The following is a 12,188-nucleotide window of genomic DNA, read 5'->3' as shown; positions in this document are numbered from 1 at the left end:
CCTATGAAAGTGTCCCTGACCCTCCTCGCCGCCAGCCTGCTGCTGGCCGCCTGCAGCAGCCCCGCACCGCGTCCGGACGCAGGCATGCAAACACCGCCCGCCTGGCACAGTGCAAACGACGCAACGGCGCTGCGGGCCAACCAGCAATGGTGGACAAGTTTCGACAGCCCCCAGCTCAACCAACTGATCGAACAGGCCCGCAGCGGCAGTTACGACCTGGCCAGCGCCATGGCCCGGGTGCGCCAGGCCCAGGCCAGCGCAGTGATAGCCGGCGCACCGTTGCTGCCTGAACTCACCGGCGCGTTCAATGCAAACCGCCAGAAGCTGCTGCGGGGCAAGGGCTACAGCCAGCTGGATGCCACCAGCAGCAACAAGGCCGTGGATTACTTCGATGCGCGCCTGAGCGCCACTTACGAAATTGATTTCTGGGGTGGCAAGCGCGCCGCCCGGGACAGCGCCGTGGAAGAGGTGCGCGCCAGCGAGTTCGACCAGGCCACCGTGGAACTGACCCTGCTCAGCGGTGTTGCGACCAGCTATACCCAGTGGCTGTCATTGCGTGAGCAACTGCGCATCGCCCAACTCAACCTGGACAACGCCCAAAACGTGTTGAAGCTGGTGCAGACTCGCCACGATGCAGGCTCCGCCACCGCCCTGGAACTGGCCCAGCAAAAAAGCCTCGTGGCCGCACAACAACGCCAACTGCCGCTGGCACAGCAACAGGCCGACGAGGCCTTGATCAGCCTCGCGGCACTGCTGGGCACACCGGTGCAGGACCTGCACCTGGCCCCGCAACCCTTCGCCCAATTGAACTGGCCGGGCATCGCCGCCGGTGTTCCCAGCCAACTGCTCAGCCGCCGTCCCGACATCGCCAGTGCCGAGGCCCGGCTGGCAGCAGCCCAGGCAGACGTCACCGTCGCCCGGGCAGCCATGTTGCCCACCCTCACCCTCAGTGCCGACCTTGGCTCGGGTGCCAACAAGCTCGCCGACGTAGTGCGCAGCCCGTTCTACAACCTCACTTCCGGCCTGGTCGCACCGATCTTCAACAATGGCCGCCTGAGCGCCGAGCGGGACAAGGCCCGGGCGCGTCAGGATGAGCTGCTGCAGACTTACCGGGGAGCGATCATCAATGGCTTTGCCGATGTGGAAAAAGCCCTGAGCAGCATTCGCGGGCTGGATGCGCAGCGTCAGTGGCAGAGCGAGGAACTGAGGGAGGCGCAGACTGCCTTCGAGATTGCCCAGAGTCGCTATGAAGCCGGGGCGGAGGACTTGCTGACGGTGCTGGAGACGCAGCGCACGTTATATGCGGCGCAGGACATGAATGTGCAATTACGCCGATCGCGGCTGAACGCAAGCATTGCATTGTATAAGGCACTGGGGGGCGGCTGGCAGGTGCCAGCAAGCACAATCAACTGAATGAAAGCCGGGCTTGCCCGGCCCCCCACCGTTGAGCGGCGCGCTTTAGAGCACCCGCTCCTTGACCTTCAAATGGCGCGCGTACCAGGGACGCTTCGGCACCTTGCGAAACAGCCCGGCCAGCCTGTCCTCATCCGCCCCGAAGGTAATCCGCAGCGCCAGCTTCATGGTCTCCGGGTCCATCTCCATCGACTTGCCCATCTGCAACCCCGGCGTGGTGCTGCAACCATGGGTGTCCGGCCCCAGCCACGGGTCATCCACCTCCACCCAGCGCCCCGGCGCAAACCAGGGCACGCCGTTGACTTCCAGCCGGCTCACTTCACCCGGATGAAAACGCTCATGGGCACGAAACCAATCCTCGATGCGGTCATCGATCCAACCATGAAAACGCCAGAACACCGGATTCACGTGAGAAGAAAACGGATCTCCAAGGAAGTCATTCTCTGCCACGTACCAACGCGCGGCAAAGTCAGCCGGGTCCCGTGCAAAAGGCACCGGCGCGCCGTTGGACGGGTCCCGCGGCACCGAGGCCCAGCGCATATGCAGCCAGTCGTGCAGGCCCAGCTCCACCTCCGAGCCGAACTGCCCCAAGGTGAGTTTCGCCAGGTAGCGCGGGTCGCGGTACTGCGACTCCCAGACCTCAAAGTTACTGTGGTAAGTCTCGGCCGCCTTGATATCGCTGACCCACTGGGTATACGCACTGTCATTCGCCGCCATCCAGGTAGGCGGCAACGCGAAACCGTCATGATTGTCGAAATAACGCACAAATCCCTGGCGATCACGCTCCAGCCCCGGCTGTGGCTGAGGGAAGTACGTCCACGATGGCAAGTCCTGCATCGAACGTGCGGCGCCCAGCATGTGCCGATGCATGAAAAAGAAGTCGATACCCGAACCGTTGCGATCCTTGCGCGGCCCCCGTGCATCGCGCTCCCGGTCACGCGGACCAGGCTGCCAGCCGATCCCCCGCAAGGCATTACGCTTGTCTTCGGAGAGTTTGTGCCACTGGTCACGGGAAGCGTGCCAGAGCTGGTGAAACAGGCGATGTTCGGGAGCAATCAACCAGGCCAATAGGACCGGGTTGAGACCGATGCGCTCACGCGCCTCGGGAAACAGCCGCTTGGTGGCGACAAAATGATTGTCCCGTTCGAGCAGGGCCAATGGGCGGTCCAGGCTGAGGATCTGCCCGCTCAAGGTGCCGCTGCCGGCGTTACCGAATTCGGCCCAGACTTCATCAAGGGTCATTTTGAACTCGTAGGCTGGAGCCCCGTCCACGGCATCGCGGTCGATCAGGCGCCAGTACAGATGCGCCCCGTCTCCGGGAGTCAGGTCACCCAACACACGATAGCGCGGCTCGCCGTCGGCACGCAGTTGTTCGCCAGTGTCGAGGTAGCCCCGCAGGCCACGCCCACGCGGGGCAACGTCGAGGAGCAATTCCAGGCCCTCCAGGGGCAGGCCTTTCAGGCCGGCATCGCGGCCTGCCAACTGCACATGCCACACGCCACGCAGGCTGTCCGCCAAATGCTGGCCGGCGGTGTCTGCCAGATCCACCGTGGCTTCGCCCGGGGTAATCGGAAACTCTTCACGCGTCAGCTCGCGATGGGCATAAAAGGCCGCAGGCACTGCAGCGCCAGTCAGCGCCAGGCCGGCGATGAACCCTCGTCGAGAAATCGTCATTGCTTTACCTGTGTCAGCCATCAAGCAGGCTTTATCCAAGCTAGAACGTTCGCTGACAGGGGAAATTTAGCACCGCGCCCCCAGGCTTAAATTTTCCCGCCCATCGCTCGTTCATCCCAGATAGCAAAGGCCTCAACTGACTGAGATGGCAATGACAAAACCACGTTCGAAAAAGGCGTTGTACTTCGGCCTGCCGCTGGTCCTGGCCATTGGCGCCGGGGCCGGGTTCCTGGCTTGGGACCATTGGTTCAGGGGCAATGCCGGGTACCCGTTGGCGGTAATCAAGCAGGCCAATGAGATGCAGGACCGCCTGCTGTCGTTCGACAGTCACATCACCGTGCCGCTCAACTTTGGTACCGCCGGCAACGAAGCCGACAAGGACGGCAGCGGCCAGTTCGACCTGGCCAAGGCCAGCCGGGGGCGCCTGTCGGGTGCAGCCCTGACGATTTTCGGCTGGCCGGAAATGTGGAACGGCCCCAATGCGCCCCACAAGCCCACCGCGGGTTTTGTCGAAGAAGCCCGCCACCAGCAGGAGACTCGCTACAAGATCATCTCCGGCATGGTTCGCGACTTCCCCAACCAAGTGGGCATTGCCTACACCCCGGATGATTTCCGGCGTCTGCATGGCGAAGGCAAGTTTGCGATCTTTATCAGCATGCTCAACGCCTACCCGCTGGGTGATGACCTTAATCAGTTGAACCTGTGGACCGCGCGCGGCATGCGCATGTTCGGCTTCAGCTACATCGGCAACAACGCCTGGTCGGACTCGTCACGCCCACTGCCGTTTTTCAATGACTCACCCGATGCCCTCGACGGCCTCTCGGATATCGGCAAGCAAGCCGTGCATCGCCTCAATGACCTGGGGGTAATCATTGATGTCTCGCAGATGTCCACCAAGGCCCTGGAGCAAGTTGCGCAACTGAGCCGCACACCGATGGTGGCCTCCCACTCGGCGCCACGGGCGTCGGTGGACATACCACGCAACCTCAGCGACAAGGAACTGCAACTGATCAAGAACAGCGGCGGTGTCGTTCAGGTGGTGGGCTTCCCAGCTTACCTGCGCCCCCTCAGCCAGCCCACCCAGGACAAACTCAACGCGTTGCGCGCGCGCTTCGACCTGCCGCCACTGCCCAACCTGGCCGTAGCCCTGATGCCCGGCGATCCGATCATCTCGGCCTGGCCAGAACAAAAGTTTGGCCAATACGCCAGTGCGCTGTACGCCATCCTCGAAGAAGAACCCAAGGCCACCCTCAAGGACTTGGGCGATGCCATCGATTACACCGTGCGCAAGGTTGGCATCGACCACGTCGGCATCGCCTCGGACTTCAACGACGGCGGCGGCCTCAAGGGCTGGGAGAACGTCGGCGAAGTGCGCAACGTGACTGCGGAACTGATCCAGCGCGGCTACTCCGAAGCCGATATCGCCAAGCTCTGGGGAGGCAACTTCCTGCGGGTCTGGGACCAGGTACAAAAAGCTGCCAAGCCATTGGCCAACCGCTGAACCACCCTCAATGAATGAAGTGAATTCATGACCGACCGCCGTACGTTTCTCAAGCAGGCCGGGCTTCTCGCCGCGAGCCTGCCGCTGGGCACTGCCATCATCCCCCAGGCACTGGCAGGCAATGCGGCACCACCTGGCGACCCTTGGGCAGGCTTTCGCCAACTGTTTACCCAGGACCCGGACTACCTGCACTTTTCGAATTTCCTGGTGGCCTCGCACCCCAAGCCGGTGCGTGAGGCCATCGAGCGCTACCGCGCGCAGATCGACCGCAACCCCGGCCTGGCCATGGATTGGGACCTGCAAGAGACATGGAAGCGTGAAGGCCAGGTGCGCGAATGGGCCGGCCGCTACCTGAATGCCAGGCCCGGCCAGATAGCCCTGACCGGCAGCACCTCCGAAGGCCTGGCGATGATTTACGGCGGGATCCAGGTACGCCCCGACCAGGAAATCCTCACCACTGTTCACGAACATTACGCCACCGCCTACAGCCTCGATTTCCGGGTACGCAAGGAAGGCACCCAGGTACGCAAGATCAAATTGTTCGAGAGCGCCCATTCGGTGTCCGTCGATGAAGTGCTCGGTTCTATCGAGCGCAATATCCGCCCCAATACCCGTGTGCTCGGCATGACCTGGGTGCAATCCGGCAGCGGCGTCAAGCTGCCGATCGGCGCGATCGGCAAGCTGGTGGATGAACACAACCGCAATCGTGACGACAAGGACCGCATCCTCTACGTGGTCGATGGTGTGCATGGCTTTGGCGTCGAGAACCTCGATTTCCCGGACATGCATTGCGACTTTTTCATTGCCGGCACCCACAAGTGGATGTTCGGCCCGCGGGGCACCGGGATCATTTGCGCCCGCTCGGAGCAGAACACCGACGTGACACCGATGGTGCCGACCTTCTCCGAAGACACCAACTTCGCCACCACCATGACACCCGGCGGCTACCACGCCTTTGAACATCGCTGGGCTGCGGATGAAGCCTTCAAACTGCACTTGCAGTTGGGCAAGCCGCAGGTACAGGCACGCATTCATCAGCTCAACGACGAACTGAAGACCCAACTGCTGGCGCACTCGAAGATAGAGCTGGTGACACCCCGCAGCAGCGAGTTGTCGGCAGGCTTCACCTTCTTCCGGGTCAACGGCCAGGACAGCCGCGACGTGGCCGCCCACATGATGAAAAACCGGGTAGTGATCGACTCGGTATATCGGGACGCCGGCCCGGTGATTCGCACTTCACCAGGCCTGCTCAACACATCGGCCGAGATCCAGCGCTTCATGACGTTGCTGAGCCAACGGTTGTGACGCCTCTTTTTCATTTCAACGAGATGCTCCCATGAACCATCACCCGCACCTGAAACCGCTGGCCGCAGTGATTCTGACAACACTGTGCAGTGCCCTGCTACCGGGGCTGGCCCAGGCGGCCACGCCGACACCCGGTAAAGTGTTCAAGGACTGCAAGGATTGCCCGGAAATGGTCGTGTTGCCCGCCGGTACGTTCACCATGGGCACCCCGGAAGACGAAGTGGGCCGCGAGCCTGATGAAGGCCCGATGCACCCGGTCACCTTTGCCAGGCCCTTCGCCATGAGCCGCTTCCAGGTCACCGCCGGCGAGTGGGACAGCTATGTACGCCAGTCCGGGGTCAAGATCGCCAATGGCGATGAACGACCCGGCCGCGAGTGCGTCGCCAGCAAGCCACGCTACCCCCAGGGGCCGCGCCAACCTGCCGTGTGCATGGACTTCGAGGATGTGCAGAACTACGTCGCCTGGCTATCGAAGAAAACCGGCCATCACTACCAGATGGTCAGTGAAGCCCAACGTGAATACGCCGCCCGCGCCGGCTCCACCGGCCCGTTCCCCTTCCCGTTCGACGAGGGCAAGGGCTACAGCATTGCCCAGCATGCCAACACCTACGGCCCGGCGGATGGCTACAGCTACTCGTCCCCGGTGGGCAGCTACCCGCCCAACGCGTTCGGCATGTACGACATGCACGGCAACGTCTACGAGTGGACAGCCGATTGCTACAACGACGATTACGTCGGCGCCCCAAGCGACGGCAGCGCCTGGCTGACCGGTAAATGCCAGTTCAGACGCATCCGCGGCAACGACTGGGGTGAAGCCCCCGTGTTCTCCCGCTCCGGCAACCGCAATGCGTTGGTACCGGACAACCGCGGCGACTGGATCGGCTTTCGCGTCGTGCGGGACCTGTAAGGCAGCCAGCCCTCTAAATTAACCCTCCTCCCAGTCGTTTTACAGGTGTGTGTGACCCGTCATGCAACGCATTGCGGCGCACCACCGCCCTCTATGCCACCCAGGCCGAGCCCGCGACCGAAGCCGGGCCCGGCCGATCTTCAAGCAGGGAACCTCCATGAGCAAACCAACACGTGGGGTGATCAATGAATTGTTCACCCTGCTCAAACCCTTTCGGCTGATCGTTGTCGGCTCCATTCTGCTCGGCATGGTCGGCGGCCTCAGCGTCACGGTATTGCTGGCGACCATCAATACCGTGCTGCACGCCGACAACGGCCTGACCAACACCGTGGTCGGCGCCTTTGCCGGCCTCTGCCTGCTGGCACTGGTCAGTTCGATCTTTTCCGATATCGGCACCAATTATGTGGGGCAAAAGATTATCGCCCGGCTGCGCAAGGAGCTTGGGGAAAAAGTCCTGTCGGCGCCCATCGAACAGATTGAGCGCTACCGCAGCCACCGCCTGATCCCGGTGCTCACCCACGACGTCGACACCATCAGCGATTTCGCGTTCGCCTTCGCCCCGCTGGCCATTTCGCTGACCGTCACCCTTGGCTGCATGGGTTACCTGGCGATGCTGTCATGGCCGATGTTCTTGATCATGGTGGTCGCGATCATCATCGGCACGGTCGTCCAGTACATCGCCCGGGGCCGGGGAATCAAAGGCTTCATGGAGGCCCGCGACGCCGAAGACGAACTGCAGAAACACTACAATTCCATCGCCGAGGGCGCCAAGGAGTTGCGCATCCATCGTCCGCGCAGGCACCGCATGTTTGTGTCGGGGATAGAAAGCACCGCCGACAAAATCTGCGACACACAAATTCGTTCGGTGAATATTTTCGTCGTCGCCAAGACCCTCGGCTCCATGCTGTTTTTCGTGGTCATCGGGCTGGCACTCGCCCTGCAATCACTGTGGCCGAGTGCCGACAAATCAGTGATGAGCGGCTTTGTGCTGGTGCTGCTGTACATGAAAGGGCCGCTGGAGCATCTGATCGGCACCCTGCCAATCGTCAGCCGCGCGCAGATCGCATTCCGCCGTATCGCGGCGCTGTCGGAGCAGTTTTCCTCGCCCGAACCCCACCTGCTGCTCAGCGACCAAGGCAACCAGAGTACGCCGGTGCACAGCCTGGAATTGACGGACGTGTCCTACAGTTTCCCCGCCACCGAAGGCAGCGCACCGTTTCGCCTGGGCCCGGTCAGCCTGAAGATCGAGCAAGGCGACATCATCTTCATTGTCGGCGAAAACGGTTGCGGCAAGACCACCCTGATCAAGCTGCTGCTAGGCCTGTACGCCCCGCAGCAGGGAGAAATCCGCCTCAACGGGCAGCCCGTGACGGCAGTGACACGTGACGACTATCGCCAGTTGTTCACCACGATCTTCGCTGACTACTACCTGTTCGACGACGTGGTGCAGGGCGATACCCATATTCCCGAAGATGCCAACCAATACCTGCAGCGCCTGGAAATCGGCCACAAGGTCAGCGTGCGTGACGGTTCGTTCACCACCACCGACCTGTCCACCGGCCAGCGCAAGCGCCTGGCGCTGGTCAATGCATGGCTGGAGGAACGCCCGGTGCTGGTGTTTGACGAATGGGCCGCAGACCAGGACCCGACGTTCCGGCGGATTTTCTACACCGAGCTGCTGCCGGATCTCAAGCGCCTGGGCAAAACCATCATCGTGATTTCCCACGACGATCGTTACTTCGACATTGCCGACCAACTGGTCCGCATGGAAGCCGGGAAAGTAGCCACCGAACTGCAACCGGCATGAATAAGTTAGATTCTCATTCTGGTTTTTCCGGCCTCATGCGTCTAATTAAGAATCGCTAACAACTACGCAACCATTAAAACCAGTAAGAGTGAGCACAATGTCAGCAATTGCGGGGATTCCACGTTTTACCAAAGCCTTGTTCATGCGCCGTATGCTGCAGCCGGGCTTCAGCGCCACCGCGTTCAGCATGGCGCTGGCGTTGCCGTTCAGTGCGCAGGTTCAGGCCCAGGAGATCAACTTCAATATCCCGGCACAATCGCTGGCAAGCGCCCTGCAGGCACTGGGCACCCAGTCGAACATGCAAGTGCTGTACAGCGCCGATGATGTAAAGGGCCAGCACAGCCAGCCGGTGAGCGGCCGGTTGTCGCCTGAACAGGCGTTGTCGCAGATGCTGGTGGGGACCGGCGCTGTGTTCACCGTTCAAGCCAACACCGTCACCGTACGTGCCCGGGCAACGGGTGATTCACTGGAGCTGGGTGCCACCACCATCAGTGGCCAGGCTGTCGAATCGGCCTACGGCCCCGTGGACGGCTACGTTGCCACCCGCAGCGCCACCGGCACCAAGACCGATACGCCCCTCCTGGAAATCCCGCAAACCGTCAACGTGGTCACCGCTAAACAGATCGAAACCCAGGGCGCACTCAACCTGACCCAGGCCTTGCGCTACACGCCAGGCCTGAACACCGGCGGCTTCACCGACCGCAATGCGATCGCCGACGAAATCACCAGCCGTGGCTTCGCCCCTACCCAGTTGTACCTGGACGGCGCTTACTTGCCCTATGCCGGCAGCCTCGGCGGCGCCCCGCAAATCGATCCGTATACCCTGGAGCGCATCGAAGTGCTCAAGGGCCCATCGTCGGTGCTCTTTGGCCAGAACCAGCCCGGCGGCCTGATCAACATGGTCTCCAAGCGACCGACCACCGAACAACGCAGCGAGGTCAAGATCGGTGCCGGCAGCTACAACCGGGTCAACGGCGCATTCGACACCAGCGGTCCGCTCGACGATCAGAAAGAGTTCAGCTATCGCATCGTCGGCGTCGCGAAGAAAGGCAACCAGCAGGTCGATCATACCCACAGCGAACGCATGCTGCTGGCACCCAGCCTGACCTGGGCCCCGAACGACGACACATCCCTGACCGTACTGGCGCAGATCCAGCGGGACCGAGGCCTGGAAGACTATCAGGCGTTGCCAATGATCGGCTCTCTCGAGCGCGGCCCCAACGGCAAACGCATCGACCGCAACTTCTTCTCCGGCGACTCGAAATACAACGACTACAAACGTGACCAGTTCATCCTGGGCTACGACTTGACCCACAGCTTCAGCGAAAACCTGAAAGGTCGCTCCACCGCCCGCTACACCGACGTACGCGACGACTACAAAGGCTTCTACCTGCGCAGCTTCGTCACCGATGCAGTCACCGGCGCGGTCGACCAGACCCGGGCCAACCGTGTCAAACTCGACTGGCGCCAGCACAACACCGCCTACACCATCGATAACAACCTGGAATACAAATTCAACACCGGCGCGCTGGAGCACACCACCCTGGTCGGCCTGGACTATCGCAACTTCAACCGCAAATACACCGGCTACAACGCCTACAACGTACTGCCGATCAACCTCTACGGCGAAAACAACAACTACGACACCAGCAGCGTGACCCCGGAAAAAACCACCAAGTGGGACAACACCGTGCGCCAGACCGGCGTCTACCTGCAGGACCAGATCAAACTGGACAAGTGGATCCTGACCATTGGTGGCCGTCAGGACTGGGCCGAAGTTGAAAACAAGGACCTGATTGCAAACTCCATCACCGAACAGCGTGACAACAAGTTCACCGGCCGTGTCGGCCTGACCTATGTCACCGACTTCGGGCTGGCGCCGTACGTCAGCTACTCCGAATCCTTCCTGCCGACCGTTGGCACTACCGCGCCCGAACGTGGCGGCAAGGCCTTCGCGCCGACCGAAGGCGAACAGTACGAAGTGGGTGTGAAGTACCAGCCGTTCGAGAAGACGCTGATCACGGCTTCCGTGTACCAGATCAAGCAGAAAAACGTGCTGAGCCAGGATAACGAGTACACCCAGTACTCGGTCCAGCAAGGCCAGGTTCGCTCCCGCGGTGTTGAACTGGAAGTCAAATCGACGATTGCCAACGTCGACGTACTGGCTGCTGCGTCCTACCTCGACGCGTTCTACATCAAGAACAACTACGGCAACACCGGTAACCGCACCGAGCAACAGGCACCGGTTTCGGCATCGCTGTGGGTTGACTACCACTTCACCCAGGCGGTGCTCAATGGCCTGACCTTCGGTGCCGGCGCCCGCTACACCGGCCCCAAACCCGGTGATGCTGCCAACTCGTTCGAGGTCCCGGGCTTTGTGGTCTATGACACCACCGTCAGCTACGACCTGAGCAAGGTATCGCCAAGCCTGCGTGGCGTGGAAACCAGCCTGAACGTGCAGAACGTGTTCAACCGCGAGTACGTGTCCCACTGCAACTACTCGTTCGGCTGCTACTACGGCCAGGAACGCGTCGCCTCGGTTGACGTGACGTACAACTTCTAGCCGACACCCACAAAAAAACCGGGCCTGGCCCGGTTTTTTTGTGCCTGTTCTCAAGCTGCCAGCGCGGCTCGCAATGCCTGGGTCAATTGACCGTACACCTCGTCGATATCCGGCACCACGCTCTGCAGGCGCAGGAAATCGTGAATCAACCCGGCGTACTCGATCACTTCCACCGCCACCCCCTGTTCCTGCAACCGTCGGGCATAGGCACGCCCTTCATCCAGCAGCGGGTCATGACCGGCCAACGCAATCAGCGCCGGTGGCATGCCCGGGTACCCCGGCGCCAGTAACGGCGAGAAGCGCCAGTCAAGACGATCCGCCGCCTCCCGGGCGTAATGCCGGTAGAACCATTCCAGTGTCTCGGTCTCCAGCAGATAGCCCTCGCCGAACAGCTCGCTCGACGGGCTATGGGTGGAAGCGTCCGTCACCGGATAGCACAGCAGTTGCCAGCAGGGTTTAATTGCCAGCGTCGCGGGCTCGAGCACCGACTGCAACGCCAGCACCGTCGCCAGCGTGGCCCCCACACTGTCGCCACCGAAAGCCACGCGGGTGAGGTCCAGGCCTTCGGCTGCAGCGTTATCGGCCAGCCAGGCCATGGCATCGGCGCCATCGTTCAGCGGCGTCGGGAACCTGTGCTCCGGCGCCAGTCGATAACCCACTGAAACCACCGCACACGGAGTTCTGGCGCAGAATTCGCGGCACACCCCGTCATGGGATTCCAGGCTGCCGACCACGTAGCCACCGCCATGGAAGTACACCAGCACCGGCAGGCTCTGCGCCGAAACGTCAGCGGGACGGTACACACGCAACGCCAGCGTCGCGCCATCGCGTGCCGTGAATTCGATGTGGCTGCAGCGCACCTGCGCAGGCGCCTGCCAGCGCAGTTGCGCGGTGGTGCGCTCGAACGCCTCACGAGCTTGGGCGGGCGTTGACAGGTGAAACGGCCCAGGACCGTCCGCCTGGCTTTCTTGCGCCAGGTCGAGGAAGGCATTGAGTTCCGGATGCAAGGACATCGCAG

The 12,188-nt window shown here is 61.9% G+C and carries 8 protein-coding genes; 6 read left to right on the top strand and 2 right to left on the bottom strand.

The genetic code is table 11. From position 1 onward, the window contains the following. Positions 1–3: 3 nt before the first annotated feature. A complete protein-coding gene (locus tag HX821_RS25855) occupies positions 4–1,413 on the top strand; it encodes an efflux transporter outer membrane subunit (protein WP_177036776.1) in 1,410 nt (469 codons plus the stop codon). Positions 1,414–1,458: 45 nt separating this feature from the next. Here HX821_RS25855 and HX821_RS25850 read toward each other — a convergent pair whose 3' ends face one another. Further along, on the bottom strand, positions 1,459–3,087 hold the full coding sequence (locus tag HX821_RS25850; protein WP_177036774.1) for a PvdJ/PvdD/PvdP-like protein: 1,629 nt from the start codon (positions 3,085–3,087) through the stop codon (positions 1,459–1,461). Positions 3,088–3,238: 151 nt separating this feature from the next. On the opposite strand from HX821_RS25850, the gene pvdM reads away from it, so the two are divergent. The 5 genes from pvdM (at position 3,239) to HX821_RS25825 (ending at position 11,170) form a co-directional block, all read left to right on the top strand. Further along, complete coding sequence (gene pvdM / locus HX821_RS25845; RefSeq protein ID WP_008434503.1) at positions 3,239–4,588, top strand: pyoverdine-tailoring dipeptidase-like protein PvdM; 1,350 nt, start codon at positions 3,239–3,241, stop codon at positions 4,586–4,588. A 27-nt stretch (positions 4,589–4,615) separates the two neighbouring features. Then, positions 4,616–5,893, top strand: a complete 1,278-nt coding sequence (locus HX821_RS25840) for an aminotransferase class V-fold PLP-dependent enzyme (protein ID WP_003208551.1) — start codon at positions 4,616–4,618, stop codon at positions 5,891–5,893. A gap of 31 nt (positions 5,894–5,924) precedes the next feature. Further along, on the top strand, positions 5,925–6,800 hold the full coding sequence (locus tag HX821_RS25835; protein WP_003208550.1) for a formylglycine-generating enzyme family protein: 876 nt from the start codon (positions 5,925–5,927) through the stop codon (positions 6,798–6,800). Between the two features lie 157 nt (positions 6,801–6,957). Continuing rightward, positions 6,958–8,607 carry a cyclic peptide export ABC transporter gene (locus HX821_RS25830; RefSeq protein WP_177036772.1) on the top strand — a complete coding sequence of 550 codons (1,650 nt, stop codon included), beginning with the start codon at positions 6,958–6,960 and terminating at the stop codon, positions 8,605–8,607. Between the two features lie 97 nt (positions 8,608–8,704). Further along, complete coding sequence (locus HX821_RS25825) at positions 8,705–11,170, top strand: TonB-dependent siderophore receptor (protein ID WP_102605425.1); 2,466 nt, start codon at positions 8,705–8,707, stop codon at positions 11,168–11,170. A gap of 50 nt (positions 11,171–11,220) precedes the next feature. Here the strand turns inward: HX821_RS25825 and HX821_RS25820 are convergent, their stop codons facing one another. Beyond that, positions 11,221–12,183 (bottom strand): alpha/beta hydrolase, encoded by a 963-nt coding sequence (locus HX821_RS25820; RefSeq protein ID WP_177036770.1) that lies wholly within the window; start codon positions 12,181–12,183, stop codon positions 11,221–11,223. Positions 12,184–12,188: the final 5 nt, after the last annotated feature.

Source organism: Pseudomonas sp. B6001, from assembly GCF_013386015.1.
In the GTDB taxonomy this organism is placed as follows: Bacteria; Pseudomonadota; Gammaproteobacteria; order Pseudomonadales; family Pseudomonadaceae; genus Aquipseudomonas.
The sequence above is the reverse complement of the archived record's forward strand: the minus strand, read 5'-3'. Positions and strand labels throughout refer to the sequence as shown.